The sequence below is a fragment of the Lederbergia graminis genome, assembly GCF_042655485.1.
Lineage (GTDB): Bacteria > Bacillota > Bacilli > Bacillales > Bacillaceae_C > Lederbergia > Lederbergia graminis.
Map to the genome: position 1 here is coordinate 175,233 of NZ_JBHSMC010000014.1, position 16,706 is coordinate 191,938.

Sequence of the window (16,706 nt, forward strand, 5' to 3'; positions counted from 1 at the left end):
CAAATGTATTCGAATTGTGCTACTATTTCATTAATTATATTAGGAGGTGCACGTCAAATCATAGTAAAATATCGTTCTGAATCGCTCTCTCTATTAAGCCTACAGGCAGGTATTTTCGGGTAGACGAGAGTCATCCACAGTATCCAATCCTGTCCTCCAACTATACTTCCAAACAAGCAGGCATTGCTGGCGAAGAAAGAGTAGAGAGAGTATTCCAAAATCACAGCTTTCCCTTCCAACACTGTATCCTTCATGACTTATCCCTTCACTCAGCTACGACATTTCAAATTGATTCACTATTTTTAACTCAATTTTATGCTATTCTTTTTGAAGTGAAAAACATTTCAGGAAAACTAACTTTTCGAGAGAATCCAAGACAATTAATAAGAGAAAGAGATGATGGACAAGTAGATGCATTTGATTGCCCAGCAGCCCAAGTCGAAAGAAATAGTGAGTTGTTGGTGTTGGATCTCTGGCTGCAGTCCAAAGGTATTAATATCCCTGTAATTGGAGTCGTCGTACTTGCTTATCCAAAGCAAATAGTTTTAGTTCCTCCTAAAAGTACTCCCATTCTCTTTCCCAACTTAATTCCATCCTACATTAGAAAGATCCCTCAAAATAGGCCAATACTTAATGAAAAAGATTTAGATTGGTTATGTAATACAATGATAAATAGTCATCAAATTTATATTCCAAACCCACTTTCGCAAACGTATAAAATTCAAAAACATGACATTCGATCAGGTGTGATTTGTGATAAATGTCGTCATGTTGGGATGCAAAGAATAAGTAAAAAAGGATGGCATTGCTCGCACTGTAATCACATTAGCAAAAATGCCCACATAAACGCAGTTAGAGATTGGTTTTTACTATTTGGAGGGAAAATGACAAACAAGGACTGCCGTGAATTCTTGCATATAAACATCGATACGGCAACCAGAATACTACGAAGCATGGATTTAATAAATGAAGGAATCTTCAAAGGTAGAACATACGCGATGGATTTTAGCAAGATCATTTAAGGGTATATCTCGTTGTCGCGAGAATTTGTCTTCGCCTTGTTATCGAGAGATTATGCCTTGCGATCGCGAGAAATAAAACGAATCGCGAGAATAACTAGAAAATCGCGAGAATAACTAGAAAATCGCGAGAAAAATTAAATAATCGCGAGAAAGTGCCTTACAATCGCGAATAAATTTTGAAAATCGCGAGAAAACAGCAAGAAATCGCGAGAAATAAAACGAATCGCGAGAATAACTAGAAAATCGCGAGAAAAATGAAATAATCGCGAGAAAGTGCCTTACAATCGCGAATAAATTTTAAAAAATCGCGAGAAAGTAGCAAGAAATCGCGAGAATAAAATTGGTGCGCGAGAAAATCGAAATAATCGCGAGAAAACGCCCTGCAATCGCGAATAAATTTTGAAAACCGCGAGAAAAACGAGAAAATCGCGAGAAACTCCCCTTCAATCGCGAGAAACTCCCTTCAACCGCGAGAACCGAGCAAGTTTCCGCGAGTTAACTATCTAGTAACTTACTAAATAGCTGACTAACCTTACAAACATGTAATAAAACTGAAAGATAAAGCGATGGTTGAAAAAACTCTTTTTCCGCTAAACTATGGGTAGTGAGGAAAGGGGTTTTTTTATAATGGAGACGTTAAAAGTTAAAAATTTAAGTAAAGTTTATGATGGAAAAGTAGCATATAAAGCATTATCAGATATTGATTTGACAATTGAACAAGGTGAATTTGTAGGAATTATGGGACCATCAGGTAGTGGTAAAACAACATTACTTAATATGGTATCAACCATTGATCAACCTACTTCCGGTTCGATTTTAATTAATGGGAAGGATCCTTTTCGATTAAAACATAATGATTTAGCGCTATTTAGACGTAGGGAACTTGGATTTGTATTCCAAGATTTTAACTTGTTACCCACTTTAACTGTAGAAGAAAATATCGTTCTTCCGTTAACGCTCGATGGGATGAAAGTAAAAGTAATGCAAGAGAGGGTAGATGCGGTTGCGAAGAAATTAGGGATTACGGAGATATTAAAGAAACGCATATATGAAATTTCCGGTGGTCAAGCACAAAGAACAGCTATCGCTCGTGCTACTATACATCAGCCACAACTGATTCTTGCAGATGAACCGACAGGGAACTTAGATTCAAAGTCATCTAGAGCAGTAATGGAAATGCTGGAATCAATAAATAAAAAGGATAATGCAACAATGATGATGGTAACTCATGATGCGATTGCTGCAAGCTATTGTAATCGTGTCATTTTTATCAAAGATGGCAAGTTGTTTAATGAAATTCATCGTGGTGACAACCGTCAAGCGTTCTTCCAAAAGATTATTGACGTGTTATCGTTTCTAGGAGGGGATTCACATGACCTTTCGTCGATTCGCGTTTAATAATGTCATGCGTAATAAGCGCACATACGCTGCGTATTTTTTGAGTAGCACATTCTCAGTTCTAGTATTTTTTGTTTATGCTATGTTTGCATTTCACCCATCTTTATTAGAAATCAATCCGAATGTAGCGATAGGACTTCATTTTGCTGAGGCAATAATTTACGTGTTTTCATTCATTTTTGTTTTGATTTCTATGAGTGCTTTCTTGAAATCAAGAAAAAAAGAGTTCGGTTTAATGGTGATGCATGGAATGACAAACATGCAACTCCGAAAGATGGTATTTTTAGAAAATGTCATTATCGGATTTTTTGCAACCATTTCAGGTATTACGCTTGGTCTTGTTTTCGGCAAGGTTATCTTATTAACCGCTGAGAAAGTATTGGATCTAGAGCAGAGCTTAAACTTCTATATACCAATCCAAGCATTGTTATTAACATTTATTGCTTTTCTTTTATTATTTATTATTATTTCTTTTTCAACTGTGTCTATTTTAAAAGGAAATAAACTAGTTGATCTAATAAAAGGGAGTGAAGCTCCGAAAAAGGAACCGAAAGCATCTGTGTACTTATCTGTTCTTTCAATCATTCTGCTTGCAGCTGGATATACCACTGCATTAATCGTAAAAAATTTGCAAGTGATTATAGCGATGATTCCAGTAACTATTGTCGTTATTATTGGTACTTATTTTCTGTTTACACAGTTAAGTGTGTATACAATAAATTTACTGAAGAAGAGTAAAAATTTCTTTTGGAAAAAAACGAATCTCGTTTTAATGTCAGACCTAGCGTATCGTATGAAAGATAATGCTCGTACATTTTTCTTTGTAGCGATTGTCTCAACAGTAGCATTTTCAGCAATAGGATCATTAGTAGGATTTAGAGCGATGATGACAAAAGAATTAGTGAAGGAATCACCATTTGCTATAGAATATGAATCCTACAATAATAATAAAGATGAAGAAGCGCATTTGGAACTCATCAGGAATGAACTGAAAACAAATGACATCCCCTTTGTAGAAACGAAAACAGCTATTATGGAAATACCTAAGGGAGATATTACAATTTACGTTGTGAGAGAATCTGATTATAATGCACTTGCAAAAATGAAGAATGAGGAGCAAGTCAAGCTTGCTAATAATGAGACAGCTTTATTGTATTATCACAGTTCGATAGGTGAGTTGGAAACAAGAGATGAACAAAAAGAGTTTACTATAGGTGAAAAATCCCTTCAACAAGTACGAGCAATCCCAACTAATTTATTGCCTGGATTTCATGATTTTTACATTGTGAACGATAATCTATATCAAGAATTAAAGAAAGATGATACGGAGGAATCTCTTTACTATGCCTTTTCTATTGATGATTGGAAAGAAACAATCCCAGTAGGAAAAAAATTAACGGAAGATTTACAGCGCTTCGGTGATTCATACATGTTTACATCATTAGGGAATGAGTGGAATGAACTGAACCAAGGTTTTGGAGCGGTTCTGTTTGTTGGATTATTTATTGGGGTTATTTTCTTTGTTGCTGCAGGAAGCTTTTTATATTTTAGGTTGTATACGGATTTAGATATGGAAAAAGCAAAATTTAAAGCCATAAATAAAATGGGAATAACTAGTAAAGAATTAACAAAAGTAATAACAATTCAACTAGCCTTACTTTTCTTTGTCCCGATTGTTATTGTGTTAATTCATGGGTCCGTTGCTCTTACAGCTTTACAGCGTATGTTTAACTACAATTTAATGATGGAATCTACTCTTGTGCTAGGGGCATTTAGCATCATTCAAATCGTTTATTTTCTATTAATAAGACAGAACTATATTCGCAAAATTAAGTATAATATTTAATTCTCCATTTAAGCATTTCAATGCTATAATAAGTCCTATGAGTTTGGAAGAGGAGAATTAAATGATGGATTGGAAAAATATTTATCGTGGTCTTTTAATGGGGATAACAGATTTAATACCAGGGGTTAGTGGAGGTACCGTTGCTTTTATTCTTGGTATATATGATCGGCTACTAGCAGCTATCAGTGGTTTTTTCAGCCGTGAGTGGAAGAAACATATAGGCTTTCTTATCCCGCTTGGAATAGGAATTGTTGCAGCGTTAGTAATATTTAGTAGATTAATCGACTATTTACTAGAACACCATTTAGAACCAACACAATTTTTCTTTATGGGCCTTATACTAGGAGTAGTTCCTTTTATTTTCAAAGAAGCAAATGCAAAACAGAATTTTAAAGCGAGCCACATTATCGCGTTAATTATTGTAGGAGCATTGCTTGCTTCATTAGGCTTTATAAAACCTGATGAGGCAGCTGAACCAATTACAACATTAACGTTCCCAAATGCGATTGGATTATTTTTTGCCGGCTGGTTAGCTAGTATGGCAATGCTTCTTCCTGGAATAAGTGGATCTTTTATTCTACTGTTATTGGGTGTTTATACAACTGCTATTAGAGCGTTGAAAGATTTTAATATTCCACTAATTATTGTTATAGGCGCGGGTGTGATTATAGGATTTATTGTTAGTAGTAAAGCAATTCGTTATTTATTATCTAACTTTAAATATATGACATATGCGATTATCATTGGATTAATTTTTGGTTCATTTTTTGTGATGTTCCCTGGAGTACCTCATGGTTCTTCCCTGTATTTAAGTATTGCAACTTTTATCATCGGACTTGCCTTTTCATTATGGTTTAGTTCTGATAAAATGACGAAAAAGAAACATAAATAGATTTGCATAAGGTTGAGACAAAATGATTTGATCTGGATGTAAATCCGAACAATGTAAGTGTAGCTAGACCGCTTCAGAAATACACTTCGCTGGTAACTATATAATTTATATAATTGATAATGTGACCGAACTATCTTGTTTGAAATCAAGTTATAGTTCGGTTTTTATTTACAACCATATTCTTCTGTCCTAGCCTTTTTGTTTTTTATAAATATAGGGAACTTATTATATGTTCAAATCGTATTACAGTAGATAGGAGGACGATGTAATGGAAAATGTATTATCAGTGAAAAATCTTGGTAAGTCATTTAAATCTAAAAATGTTATCCAAGATATATCATTCGATGTCCGTAAAGGTGAAATAATGGCGATTTTAGGACCTAATGGAGCTGGGAAATCAACGACAATCCGTAACATTATGGGAATTATGTACCCAGATGAGGGAAGCATTGAATTTCATAATTATGCTAAGAATGAAATCCCGCGTCAAAAAATTGGTTACCTTCCAGAAGAACGTGGTCTATATAAGAACGTTAAAGTAATGGATATGATTCTATATTTAGCAGAACTAAAAGATTATCCAATAAAAAAAGCTAGAGAGCGAGCGATGGAATATTTAGCTAAGCTTGGCCTAGAAGGGAAAGAGAAAGTATCGGTTGAAGAACTCTCGAAAGGGATGGGACAAAAAGTACAGTTTATTGGTTCCATTATCCATGAACCGGAATTATTAATTTTGGACGAGCCATTTTCAGGGTTAGATCCTGTTAGTCAGGAAGTGTTTAAGAAAGAAATTAAAGCACTGGCAGATAACGGAACTGCAATTTTATTATCATCTCACCAAATGAATATGGTAGAAGAAATTTGTGACCGACTCTTTATGATCAGCCAAGGAAGAAAAGTAATTTATGGTTCGTTAGAAGACGTGAAGAATGAGTATGCTAATTTCAAATGTACATTACGTGGTAAAAATGATATTAGCATACTGGAGCGAATTCCTCATGTGCAACGTGTGGAACAAAAGGGAGAAGTTAATGTTTTATATTTATCCCAAGATGTACGTGTGACAGAGTGGTTAAGACAATTGCCTGAATCCTTGAATATACAGGAATTATCTATTGATCGCATTTCCCTTCATGAAATATTTATTGATGTAGCCACTGCTCAACAAGGAGGTGCTCAATAATGCGTAACAGCTTAAAGGTCGCTAAATGGGAAATAAAGCGAAATATGATGAATAAATCATTTATTATTTCTTTATTATTGACACCTATTATTTTTATGTTTTTCTTTTTCGTACCACAATTATTTAATAATGACGATAAAGAAGCAGAGCCGGTTAATGTATTTGTATTAGATGAATTGCAAGTGTGGGATAGTGTAAAGCAAATTGCGGAACAGCAGCAATTGAATTGGGATTTACATTTGACGGATTTAACTGTAGATGAGATAAAGGAACAAGTAGTTAATACGGAAAACTCAGCGTATATTCCACTTACGGAAGAGTCACTAGAACAAGGGTCGATTCAATTGTATCTAAGTGATGATGTTAGTGATAACTTTATTTATGAAGCTTATACTTTGGAAGCACCAATACGTCAGTTACAAATAGAAAGATTAGGATTAACAGCTGAGCAAGAGCAAGTCATTGTAAAGGGAATTACAATTGAGCAGGCGGATGCGAGAACGGATGATGCAATCATTGACGGTGAAGAAGGTGCTGGGGATGAGGAAGATGCTCTAAAACGAATTGTCCCAGCCGCATTTGCTGGTATCATTCTCTTTTCTATCGTAATGACTGGAATGATGATATTTACTTCTGCATCTCAAGAAAAGAAAGAAAAAGTTGCTGAGATCATTCTCTCTTCTGTAACTCCAGGTGATTTAATGCAAGGGAAGATAATCGGTTATTTCGTACTAGGGATTACTCAAGTTGCAGTTTGGCTAGTTTTCCTACTACCACTTGTCGCTTGGAAGACAGATATTCCATTAATGAAATACTTATTAGTACCTGAATTATTATTATTGCTGTTATTAGCACTTTCTGGATATTTATTATTCGCAGCTATTTTCGTGGCGATTGGTGCAACGGTGGAAGACATGACAGCTACTAGTAACTTCCAAGGATTTGTCATGATGCTACCATTCTTACCATTAATTTTTATTGCTCCAATCATAAACGACCCAAGTGGTCTTATGGCAAAAATCGGCTCATTTTTTCCATTAACATCACCATCTGTATGGATTATTCGACTTGCGATGTTAGAAGAATGGCCATGGATAGAAATACTAATTTCACTTCCAATCCTCTTAATTACTATCTGGTTAATTATGAAGGCTGCCGGAAAAATATTCAAAATTGGTATTCTCATGTACGGAAAAAACGCCACACCAAAAGAAATCTGGAAATGGCTATGGGTATAAAGAAAAGCGGAAGCGACTGTTCAGCGACGTACAAATTTAAAGATTTCTGACGAGATAAAGGAAACACGACGAGGAACGAGTCGATGTTGACTTATCGTAGGAAGAAAACGTAAATTTGCTAGTCGCTAGGAGCTGTAGCTAGACAAAGAAAAGCGGAAGCGCCTGATCATCGACGTACGGATTTACTAGGGTCCTGACGAGATAAAGGAAACACGGAGAGCCCTTAGGCAATCCGATGTTGACTTATCGTAGGAAGGAACCGGAAATCCGCTAGTCGCTAGGAGCTGCAGCTAGACAAAGAAAAGCGCGATTTCATGGATTGTTTCCATGGAATCGCGCTTTATTAGTTAAAAGTTAAAGTCTACTACTTTTTGCTCTTGTTGCTCTACACCTTGCATGTATTTAATGCGTCGCTGTGCAGCAGCATTGCTAACTTGCTCATCTGCATGATAGGAAGAACGAACAAGTGGGCCAGATTCACAATGGCTGAATCCTTTTGATAAAGCAATCTCCTTTAATTCAGCAAACTCGTCTGGGTGATAATAACGTTCCACCATCAGATGTTGTTTCGTAGGTTGTAAGTATTGACCAATCGTCATAATATCCACATTATGGTCGAGTAAGTCATCCATTGCTTTTAAAATCTCCTCTTTTGTTTCCCCGAGACCAACCATGATACTAGATTTTGTAGGGGTATTTGGAGCGATTTCTTTTACTCGCTTTAAAAGCTCAAGTGAACGCCAATATTGAGCACGTGCACGAACTTTTGGAGTTAAGCGTTCTACTGTTTCGATATTATGGTTGAAAATATCAGGGCCACTAGACATTAATGTCGTTAGACTTTCATAGTCTCCCTTCATGTCAGATGGTAAGATTTCAATTGTACATCCAGGGTTTTCTCTACGAATAGCTCGTACTGTTTCTGCAAAAACAGCTGCACCACCATCATTTAAATCGTCACGAGCAACGGCAGTTACGACGACATGCTTAAGTCCCATAATTTTTACAGATTCAGCCACACGAGCTGGTTCGCCCCAGTCTAATTCATTTGGTAGACCTGTTTTGACGGCGCAAAAACGACATCCTCTTGTACAAGTGTCACCTAGTATCATAAAGGTAGCGGTTTTTCTTTCGCTCCAACATTCGTGAATATTAGGGCAACGAGCCTCTTCACAAACTGTGTTTAATCTTTGACCACGCATTAACTTTTTTAAACCTTGATAGGATTCATTTGTATTAATTTTTGTTTTCAGCCACTCAGGTTTTCTAATGTATTCTTTATTAGCCACTTTTTTAAACACCTGCTTTCGCTTTTTTGAAGTTCCATTCTTCTGATCGATATTTTGAATCTGCTAAAGCATGTACTTCATCCCATTGCTCTTTCGTTAACTCAAATGGAGTAAACTCAAGGTCTAATCCTCTTTGAAAACCTATTTCAAATGCTTTTTCCGCTTTTTCATATGTAATGAGCTCCTTGGAAACATCATTCATCGCTATTGCCTTATTCGAAAAGTCATCTCGTTTTCTAGCACGAAGTTCTTCCGTCGAGAAAGCAAATAAATCAAATAACATTTGTTTGTTAATGGTGAACGGTAAAGAGCCATGCTGAAGTAAGACACCTTTTTTACGTGTTTGTGCATGACCAGAAATTTTTTTCCCTTCCACAAGCATTTCATAATCAGAAGGTCTTTCAAAACAAACGGCTGTTGTTTCTCTTGTAAAATGTTCTTCAGGTCGAGAATAATCAACATCAATACCGAGCTCTCTAAAGCCCTCAAGTATCCCTTTAGATAACGTATAGTAGGCTTTGCGAATAGAGTCCGCTATGTACGGTTTATCCTCTGAAACAACAAGGCTATATGTTAATTCATCGTCATGTAAAACGGCACTTCCTCCAGTTAATCTACGGACAAACTGACATTTATGACGTTCTACTCCGGTAAAATCGATTGATCGTTCTACTTTCTGAAAATGACCGACAGATAGAGTTGGTCGCTCCCAACCATAAAATCGAAGGACAGGTGGTATCTCGCCTTTACTATGCCAAAGGAGCAGACATTCATCTAGTGCCATATTCACTGCAGCATCATTGTACCCAGAATGAAGTAGGCCCCATGTGTCTTTCACTCTTTTCATCTCCTTGTTGTAATCAAATATAGTATGTAACTAAAAATTTCCAATGATACTATCGTAGCGAAGAAAGGTTAAAAAGTACAGTAAAACACTCCGAATTAGAATTGCAATAAGGAAATTTCTAATAATTACATTTTATTGTTGTATTTTTTTTTGTATTAGAATATACTACATTACAACAGTAATGCACTATTGTTGAAAGGAGGTAACTGTGTGATTTTACCTTCAGACAGTTCGAAACCAATTTATGTGCAAATTTCCGAATGGCTTGAAAATGAAATCATCAGCGGAAATTTTGTAAGTGACGATAAAGTTTATTCGCAATACCAACTTGCGGAAATGTTTAATATCAATCCTGCGACAGCTGCAAAGGGGCTGAATATATTGGCGGATGAAAATATTTTATATAAAAAACGTGGTCTTGGAATGTTCGTTACAGAGGAAGCGAAAGAGAAAATTTTAAGTAAGCGAAAGAATGAAACATTAAAAGGATTAGTTCATGAACTTGTTTTAGAAGCTGAAAGGCTACAAGTTGGGGAAAACGAATTGTTTGAAATGATCCGATTAGCTAGAAAAGGAGGCAAGTAACATGAATGTGATTGAATGTTCCAATCTGGTGAAGCGTTATGGGAGCAAGAGTGTATTAAATAATATGTCATTTACCATTCAAGAAAATAAGATAACAGGTTTAATAGGAAGAAATGGTGTTGGAAAGACGACTTTGCTAAAAATTATCGCAGGTTTTATACATCAGACTTCAGGTGAACTAAAGGTGCTTGGAAAATCACCTTTTAATAATCTTTTCGTTTCAGCTAATAGCATTTTTATTGATGATCAAATGACACTGCCACCTGCATTAAATTTAGGACAAATATTAGAAGAAGCAGCACGTTTTTATGAAAATTTTGATTTGGAACTAGCTTTACGACTGTTAGATTACTTTGCAATTGATGCCTATCAATACCATAACAATCTCTCAAAAGGAATGACGAGTACTTTCAATATGATTTTTGGATTATCCGCACATTGCGCTCTAACGATTTTTGATGAACCGACAACAGGGATGGATGCAGCGGTACGTAAGGATTTTTATCGAGCTTTACTAAAAGATTACATTGCATTTCCGAGAACAATCATCATATCTAGTCATCATCTAGAGGAGATTGAGGATTTACTGGAAGATGTCATGTTAGTAAAAGACGGGGATATCCATCTCCACATGCCTATTTCAGAATTGAAAGAGTGGGCAATTGGAGTTCAAGGCAAGAAGAGTGTAGTTGCCAACCTTACTAACGAAAAAGACATCATTTATCAAAAAGAAGTAGGTGTCGATCAGGTGTATGCTGTTATGAAAAATGATTTTGAGGAAATGGAAATCGAGCAGGCACGTCAAAAGGGTCTAAAATTCTCACCTATTTCTTGTAATGATATATGTGTTTATTTGACAAATCGAGGAAAGGGAGGGATTGATGATGTCTTTAGCCGAAGTGAACATAACTAATCTAGTAAAAAAACAATTTAGCTTTAAAACAAGAGCATTTCTTGGCGTATTTTCCTCGCTAGCAATGACGCAAATTTTGGGAATTATTTTATCACTTACAGGAGTGGCTAGCTCAGGTTTTTTTAGTGATGAATTAGAAATTAATTTGTACTATTATTCAGCTAATATGGTTATTATGCTATCGATGATATGGGCGCTTATTTCCGGAATCTTAATAACTGCACGAGCAACACGTTATGATGATTTCTCATTTGTGACAAATCGACTGAGTAGTAATATTGCGAATATATTATTCTTAATTACAGCGAGTGTGGTTGCAGGAATTTTAGCAATGGCATCTAGTTACTTTTTGCGAATCATCACCTATTTCGATAGTGATGTTCAACTGCATATTGCTGGTGGTGTATATGCAAAGCCAAATGAGTTATTAATAGGTATTATTGCAACTGTGCTATTACTTTTATTATTTAGTTCAATAGGTTATTTCGTGGGGATGCTTATTCAAATAAATAAAGTATTTTCAATCCTTCTACCTGTTCTATTATTCGGTTTAATGGTAGTCGATGGAGTAAGTGGAGGCGACAATGTAAAAAAAGTATATGAATTTATTTTTAAAGAAGCTTCATTAGGACTATTTACTGTAAAAATAATTGTAATTTCTGCACTTTTATTCGTAACTTCTATAATAATGACGAATCGATTGGAGGTTAGAAAATGAAAATTCTGGCAGCCATATTAGTAACGTTGATTTTAGTCAGTGTATTAATAGTTGCGTTTAAAGTCTTAATATTAAGTAGTAAAACTTACCGACATAAACGGATTGTAAAATCACTATTATTACTTTACGTTGTCGTCATTATTGCATCGGTTTTTATTTATGAATTACTACCCGAAAAAAGTAATAGCAATATAAGAATTGTGGAAGCGAATGAAGAAAATCCATTTAATAAAGCGGAGATAATACTTGATGACCGTCCTCAGTATGATGATTATATTAAGAGTGCTTGGGAGTTTAATTATGACAAGGAAGAACTTCATATAAGAGTAGTAGAAGGAAGCTTTAACGGGCCAATCGTACTGGAAAGAAAGACGGTTAACGATGGACTGGTAGAGGCAAAATATTATGCAAGTGTTGTAATGGATAAAGTAGACGTTACGCAAGAATTACATTCATTGGATGTAAAATTAGAAAATGATACGATCCAATTAATCGGTTCTTCCGGTGTGAGGCTGTATAACTATAATATATATCAGAAGGAATTTACAATTACACAGTTCACATCAGAAAGCGATAGTATACTTGAGCATTCAAGTACTAAAATAGATTACCTTTATCTCAAAATACCAAAGGATCTGAAACTCATTAATCATACTAATATGTATTTAGAAGAAGAAAGATAGAAAATTTCCTGTGTTTAAATAAAAAACAGCATTGTTGGGAATGATGCTAAATGATTCTAAACATAGGAGGATTACAACATGAAAAAAATGCTATTTTCTATAGCAATAGTTCTTTTTACTATCCTATTAGGAGTTGGTAATGCTGACAACATACTTATTACATCAGCTGCTAGCACTAGTACTCCAACTCCAATCGAAATTGATCTAATCAATGGGGATGAAGAAAAGATAGGCACTGCAACGTTTACAGAATCAAGCAAGGGTGTTAAAATCCGCGTGAAAGCAGAAGGTTTAGAGCCAGGGACAAAGGCAATTCATATTCACGAAACTGGAAAATGTGTAGCCCCTGATTTTACATCAGCGGGAGGACATTTTAATCCTGGAAAAAAAGAACATGGTTTTGAAAATCCAAAAGGCTTCCATGCTGGAGATTTACCAAATATTGAAGTTTCTGCTCAAGGTGTCGTAGATGTTGAAATAGTAGCCCCTGGTCTGACATTAAAGCAAGGTGCAGAAAACTCTCTGCTTGATGCAGATGGTAGTGCACTAGTTATTCATGAAAAAGCAGATGATTATAAAACAAACCCAGCTGGTAATGCTGGTGATCGTATTGTTTGTGGTGTAATCGGTAAGGAATAATAAAAAGGGTTGTCACTTCGTTTTGAAGCTGACAACCTTTTACTTTTTTATCTATCGCCACCAAGGATATCGAAGAGACCACCGATTCCACCTTCACCTTTGGAAGATCCACCTGGCGTTTGTGGTGCAGCAGCAAAGACACGACTAGCAAGTCTAGAGAATGGGAGGGATTGAACCCAAATAGTTCCAGGGCCTCTTAATGTTGCAAAAAATAGTCCCTCTCCACCAAATAATGCTGTTTTTACACCTTTTACCATTTCAATGTTGTAGTCCACTTCTTGCGACATCGCTACTAAGCAACCTGTGTCTACTCGTACTACTTCACCAGGTTGTAGTGTCCGTTTATACATGGTTCCACCTGCATGTACAAACGCCATTCCATCACCTTCAAGCTTTTGCATTATAAAGCCTTCTCCACCGAAAAATCCCACTCCAATCTTACGTTGGAATTCAATTCCGACAGAAACACCTTTCGCAGCTGCAAGAAAAGCATCTTTTTGACAAATAATCTTCCCGCCTAATTCACTTAAATCCATCGGAATAATTTTTCCTGGATATGGAGCGGCAAAAGATACGTGGTTTTTCCCGGAGCGTTCATTTGTAAATGTCGTCATAAACAAACTTTCTCCAGTAAGTAGTCGTTTACCAGCACCCATTAGTTTTCCCATCAAACCGCTACCTTGATTGGAAGAACCATCTCCAAAGACAGTCTCCATACGTATCCCATCATTCATCATCATTAAACTACCTGCTTCCGCAATAACTGTCTCATGCGGGTCTAGCTCAACTTGTACAAACTGCATATCATCTCCAAAAATCTCAAAATCAATCTCATGATTATTCATCTATGACACCATCCTTCTAAAAGAAACTACGAATAGAGTATGTAGAAAGATTCGGTTGTATTAAAAAATAGTTGCAATCTCTATAATTTTGTAAAGGAGAGGTTGTCGCGCATGATAACATATAGAATTTCATCGTGGTGATTACAAACAAAGTAATGATCAATTTCCTTTTTAATGAAATTAATGATATAAATTAAAAAAATTAATATTTAAATTAACATATTTAAAAAATAAATGTTTACATTATTAATAATATGAACTATTATATTGATAATAAGAAGTAGAGGAGGGGGAGGATGGGATACCCATTAATCACAAATTGCCCTGTTTGCAGTAAAACATTAAAAATTACTAAATTGCAGTGCTCCCATTGTCAGACAACCATTGAAAATGACTTTGAATTATCAAAGTTCGCCGCGCTCAATCAGGAACAGCTTTATTTTATTGAGGTGTTTTTAAAAAGCAGAGGTAATATTAAAGAAGTTGAAAAAGAATTAGGAGTTTCATATCCAACTGTTCGTGGGAAACTTAACGATATTATTAGTGCACTAGGATATAAGGAAAGAAAAGCTGATTCAGAGGAAAGAAGTGTCATCTCGATGCTAGAAAAAGGAGAAATTAGTGTAAATGAGGCTTTGAATTTATTAAAAGATAAGGGAGAGTAAGGACATGAAAGATGAAATAAGTAAAGTGTTAGCAATGGTTCAAGAAGGGAAACTTGGTTCGGATGAAGCAACAGAACTTATTAATGCACTAAAAGAAAAAGATTCGAGTAAACTACCACTCCATGACTCTGAGTATTTGAACAAAACATTGAAAATTAAGGTGGAATCTCAACAAGGTGATAAGGTCAATGTTAATTTGCCATTACGCTTAATTCATGTCGCGTTAAAATCAGGTCTTAATATTGCAGCAAAGATTCCTGAGGCAACACCTTACGTTAAGGATATTGATGCGCTTGATGTAGATTTGATTTTATCTGCAATTGAAAACGAATTAGATGGTCAAATTGTAGATGTTACTAGCGCCCAAGGTGATATCGTATCAGTTGTAATAGAGTGATTTAAAATGATTAAAATTCGTGTGAAGCAAAAAGATAAAAAAGGTTTTGCCATATTTGTTCCATATGCAATTTTATCAACCGGAAGTTGGATCCTATCTTCAAAAAAGATTTGGGCGTTTATACAGAAACAGGTGGATAAAGGCGATAAAGGGGAAGAAAGTAAAATCTATATCCCTACATCGATTGAAAGAAAAGATATGAAGTTACTTTTGAAAACAATAAAGAAGTATAAGGGACTAACAATTGTAGATGTAGTAGATAAAGAAGGAAATGAAGTATTGATTAAGTTGTGATGGATTTTTTGTTTTATTTTTATAGGTGAGAACAGTGTAGCGTTACTTCAACAATACCGCTACAGAAATACACTACGCTTTCCGCGGGCGGCTAATGAGCCTCCTCGACGCTTAACGCGTCTGTCTAGCTCAAGCTCCTAGCGGCTATCGAACGATCCAATCCTTTCCCTACGATAAGTCAACATCGGCTCGTTCCTCGCCGTGTTTCCTTTATCTCAGTACAGGATTGTCTCCCGTTCGTACGCCGCTGATCAGTCGCCTTCGCTTTTCTGACTGTGGGGTCTCATCGAGGCCTTTGTTCCCGCAGGAGTCTACGTGTATTTCCTCCGCTGATATTGTTCTATTAATAAGCTTGCATTTAATACAATAATAAAATTTGTATAATAAACAATTTCCTTTTGTAAGACTAGAACGTTGAATGTCTACCAGTAGTTTATTTAAGGAAGCCGAACTATCGTAAAAATAAATCAAGTAATAGTTTGGCTTTTTTATTTTCATCAACATTCATTAATATCTGACTCTTTGTTTTCACAATATCTTACTTAAGAATTCTTGTGTTCTCGGATGTTGTGGGGCGTCAAATATTTGTTCAGGGTTGCCTTCTTCCATGACAATTCCTTCATCCATAAAAATAACTCTGTCTCCGACTTCACGTGCAAATCCCATTTCGTGCGTTACTACAACCATTGTCATTCCCTCTCTCGCAAGATCCTTCATTACTTGTAACACGTCGCCGACAAGTTCTGGATCAAGAGCTGAAGTTGGTTCATCGAATAGCATCACTTTTGGATTCATTGCAAGTGCTCTAGCAATTGCAACCCGTTGTTTTTGACCGCCGGACAAGCTATGCGGATAAACATCTGCCTTATCGGATAGTCCAACCTTCTCTAGTAGGGGAAGTGCTTCTTCTTCCGCTTTCAGTTTTGATGTTCCTTTCACTTGTATTGGACCAAGTGTAATATTATCTAGTACTGTCATATGTGGAAAGAGATTAAAATGTTGAAAGACCATTCCCACTTGGGAGCGTACAGTATTAATATCTACTTCCTTATCCACAATATTATCTCCATCAATCACGACTTCGCCAGAGGTAATATCCTCGAGTAAATTTAAGCAGCGAAGGAACGTACTTTTACCTGAACCAGATGGTCCGATAACGCAGACAACTTCACTCTCATCTATCGTTGCATTAATTCCCTTTAAAACTTCTAAACTACCAAAAGATTTATGCAGATTTTTCACCGTAATCATA

General features: G+C 35.9%; 18 protein-coding genes. 14 read left to right on the forward strand and 4 right to left on the reverse strand.

Going from position 1 to position 16,706, the window contains the following annotated elements; translation table 11 throughout:
• The first annotated feature begins 182 nt into the window (after nt 1-182).
• The 6 genes from ACFPM4_RS11055 (at nt 183) to ACFPM4_RS11080 (ending at nt 7,579) form a co-directional block, all read left to right on the forward strand.
• Complete coding sequence (locus ACFPM4_RS11055; protein WP_382352071.1) at nt 183-1,022, forward strand: nuclease-related domain-containing protein; 840 nt, start codon at nt 183-185, stop codon at nt 1,020-1,022.
• A gap of 627 nt (nt 1,023-1,649) precedes the next feature.
• Nucleotides 1,650-2,420 (forward strand): ABC transporter ATP-binding protein, encoded by a 771-nt coding sequence (locus ACFPM4_RS11060; protein ID WP_382351402.1) that lies wholly within the window; start codon nt 1,650-1,652, stop codon nt 2,418-2,420.
• A complete protein-coding gene (locus ACFPM4_RS11065) occupies nt 2,395-4,266 on the forward strand; it encodes an FtsX-like permease family protein (RefSeq protein ID WP_382351405.1) in 1,872 nt (623 codons plus the stop codon). Before ACFPM4_RS11060 ends, ACFPM4_RS11065 begins: the two co-directional genes overlap by 26 nt.
• 64 nt (nt 4,267-4,330) lie before the next feature.
• Complete coding sequence (locus ACFPM4_RS11070; protein WP_382351407.1) at nt 4,331-5,158, forward strand: DUF368 domain-containing protein; 828 nt, start codon at nt 4,331-4,333, stop codon at nt 5,156-5,158.
• 268 nt (nt 5,159-5,426) lie between these two features.
• Nucleotides 5,427-6,341 (forward strand): ABC transporter ATP-binding protein, encoded by a 915-nt coding sequence (locus ACFPM4_RS11075; protein ID WP_382351410.1) that lies wholly within the window; start codon nt 5,427-5,429, stop codon nt 6,339-6,341.
• A complete protein-coding gene (locus tag ACFPM4_RS11080; RefSeq protein ID WP_382351413.1) occupies nt 6,341-7,579 on the forward strand; it encodes an ABC transporter permease in 1,239 nt (412 codons plus the stop codon). Before ACFPM4_RS11075 ends, ACFPM4_RS11080 begins: the two co-directional genes overlap by 1 nt.
• Before the next feature lie 347 nt (nt 7,580-7,926).
• On the opposite strand, the gene lipA is transcribed toward ACFPM4_RS11080, so the two are convergent.
• Both lipA and ACFPM4_RS11090 read right to left on the reverse strand, forming a co-directional pair.
• Nucleotides 7,927-8,868, reverse strand: a complete 942-nt coding sequence (gene lipA, locus ACFPM4_RS11085) for a lipoyl synthase (RefSeq protein WP_318280818.1) — start codon at nt 8,866-8,868, stop codon at nt 7,927-7,929.
• 4 nt (nt 8,869-8,872) lie between these two features.
• Nucleotides 8,873-9,715, reverse strand: coding sequence for a lipoate--protein ligase family protein (locus tag ACFPM4_RS11090; RefSeq protein ID WP_382351416.1), 843 nt, complete (start codon nt 9,713-9,715; stop codon nt 8,873-8,875).
• A 210-nt stretch (nt 9,716-9,925) separates the two neighbouring features.
• Between ACFPM4_RS11090 and ACFPM4_RS11095 the strand changes: the two genes are divergently transcribed.
• The 5 genes from ACFPM4_RS11095 to ACFPM4_RS11115 all read left to right on the forward strand — a co-directional run bounded on the left by ACFPM4_RS11095 (nt 9,926) and on the right by ACFPM4_RS11115 (nt 13,253).
• Nucleotides 9,926-10,300: a GntR family transcriptional regulator gene (locus ACFPM4_RS11095; protein ID WP_382351418.1), complete on the forward strand. Its 375-nt coding sequence runs from the start codon at nt 9,926-9,928 to the stop codon at nt 10,298-10,300.
• 1 nt (nt 10,301) lies between these two features.
• Nucleotides 10,302-11,213, forward strand: coding sequence for an ATP-binding cassette domain-containing protein (locus ACFPM4_RS11100; protein WP_382351420.1), 912 nt, complete (start codon nt 10,302-10,304; stop codon nt 11,211-11,213).
• Complete coding sequence (locus ACFPM4_RS11105; RefSeq protein WP_382351423.1) at nt 11,185-11,931, forward strand: hypothetical protein; 747 nt, start codon at nt 11,185-11,187, stop codon at nt 11,929-11,931. The genes ACFPM4_RS11100 and ACFPM4_RS11105 overlap by 29 nt, the downstream gene beginning before the upstream one ends.
• A complete protein-coding gene (locus ACFPM4_RS11110; RefSeq protein ID WP_382351426.1) occupies nt 11,928-12,614 on the forward strand; it encodes a hypothetical protein in 687 nt (228 codons plus the stop codon). Before ACFPM4_RS11105 ends, ACFPM4_RS11110 begins: the two co-directional genes overlap by 4 nt.
• A 78-nt stretch (nt 12,615-12,692) precedes the next feature.
• Nucleotides 12,693-13,253, forward strand: a complete 561-nt coding sequence (locus tag ACFPM4_RS11115) for a superoxide dismutase family protein (protein ID WP_144919577.1) — start codon at nt 12,693-12,695, stop codon at nt 13,251-13,253.
• 47 nt (nt 13,254-13,300) lie between these two features.
• Here the strand turns inward: ACFPM4_RS11115 and ACFPM4_RS11120 are convergent, their stop codons facing one another.
• Nucleotides 13,301-14,098 (reverse strand): TIGR00266 family protein, encoded by a 798-nt coding sequence (locus ACFPM4_RS11120; RefSeq protein WP_382351429.1) that lies wholly within the window; start codon nt 14,096-14,098, stop codon nt 13,301-13,303.
• Between the two features lie 296 nt (nt 14,099-14,394).
• On the opposite strand from ACFPM4_RS11120, the gene ACFPM4_RS11125 reads away from it, so the two are divergent.
• The 3 genes from ACFPM4_RS11125 to ACFPM4_RS11135 are packed head-to-tail and all read left to right on the forward strand — an operon-like array spanning nt 14,395 to nt 15,454.
• Nucleotides 14,395-14,763, forward strand: a complete 369-nt coding sequence (locus tag ACFPM4_RS11125; protein ID WP_382351432.1) for a DUF2089 domain-containing protein — start codon at nt 14,395-14,397, stop codon at nt 14,761-14,763.
• Nucleotides 14,764-14,767: 4 nt separating this feature from the next.
• Nucleotides 14,768-15,160 carry an SHOCT-like domain-containing protein gene (locus tag ACFPM4_RS11130; protein WP_144919574.1) on the forward strand — a complete coding sequence of 131 codons (393 nt, stop codon included), beginning with the start codon at nt 14,768-14,770 and terminating at the stop codon, nt 15,158-15,160.
• A 6-nt stretch (nt 15,161-15,166) separates the two neighbouring features.
• Complete coding sequence (locus ACFPM4_RS11135; protein ID WP_382351435.1) at nt 15,167-15,454, forward strand: hypothetical protein; 288 nt, start codon at nt 15,167-15,169, stop codon at nt 15,452-15,454.
• 528 nt (nt 15,455-15,982) lie between these two features.
• Here ACFPM4_RS11135 and ACFPM4_RS11140 read toward each other — a convergent pair.
• Entirely contained in the window at nt 15,983-16,705 is a 723-nt protein-coding gene (locus ACFPM4_RS11140) for an amino acid ABC transporter ATP-binding protein (RefSeq protein WP_382352074.1), read from the reverse strand.
• Nucleotide 16,706: the final 1 nt, after the last annotated feature.

Bases quoted from the DNA above. Each gene is read 5' to 3' on its own strand.
- ACFPM4_RS11060 (WP_382351402.1), top strand. From the start codon at position 1,650: ATGGAGACGTTAAAAGTTAAAAATTTAAGTAAAGTTTATGATGGAAAA.
- ACFPM4_RS11080 (WP_382351413.1), top strand. From the start codon at position 6,341: ATGCGTAACAGCTTAAAGGTCGCTAAATGGGAAATAAAGCGAAATATG.
- ACFPM4_RS11120 (WP_382351429.1), bottom strand. From the start codon at position 14,098: ATGAATAATCATGAGATTGATTTTGAGATTTTTGGAGATGATATGCAG.
- ACFPM4_RS11130 (WP_144919574.1), top strand. From the start codon at position 14,768: ATGAAAGATGAAATAAGTAAAGTGTTAGCAATGGTTCAAGAAGGGAAA.
- ACFPM4_RS11135 (WP_382351435.1), top strand. From the start codon at position 15,167: ATGATTAAAATTCGTGTGAAGCAAAAAGATAAAAAAGGTTTTGCCATA.
- ACFPM4_RS11140 (WP_382352074.1), bottom strand. From the start codon at position 16,705: ATGATTACGGTGAAAAATCTGCATAAATCTTTTGGTAGTTTAGAAGTT.
- ACFPM4_RS11115 (WP_144919577.1), top strand. From the start codon at position 12,693: ATGAAAAAAATGCTATTTTCTATAGCAATAGTTCTTTTTACTATCCTA.
- ACFPM4_RS11105 (WP_382351423.1), top strand. From the start codon at position 11,185: ATGTCTTTAGCCGAAGTGAACATAACTAATCTAGTAAAAAAACAATTT.
- ACFPM4_RS11100 (WP_382351420.1), top strand. From the start codon at position 10,302: ATGAATGTGATTGAATGTTCCAATCTGGTGAAGCGTTATGGGAGCAAG.
- ACFPM4_RS11075 (WP_382351410.1), top strand. From the start codon at position 5,427: ATGGAAAATGTATTATCAGTGAAAAATCTTGGTAAGTCATTTAAATCT.
- ACFPM4_RS11065 (WP_382351405.1), top strand. From the start codon at position 2,395: ATGACCTTTCGTCGATTCGCGTTTAATAATGTCATGCGTAATAAGCGC.
- ACFPM4_RS11090 (WP_382351416.1), bottom strand. From the start codon at position 9,715: ATGAAAAGAGTGAAAGACACATGGGGCCTACTTCATTCTGGGTACAAT.
- ACFPM4_RS11125 (WP_382351432.1), top strand. From the start codon at position 14,395: ATGGGATACCCATTAATCACAAATTGCCCTGTTTGCAGTAAAACATTA.
- ACFPM4_RS11070 (WP_382351407.1), top strand. From the start codon at position 4,331: ATGGATTGGAAAAATATTTATCGTGGTCTTTTAATGGGGATAACAGAT.
- ACFPM4_RS11110 (WP_382351426.1), top strand. From the start codon at position 11,928: ATGAAAATTCTGGCAGCCATATTAGTAACGTTGATTTTAGTCAGTGTA.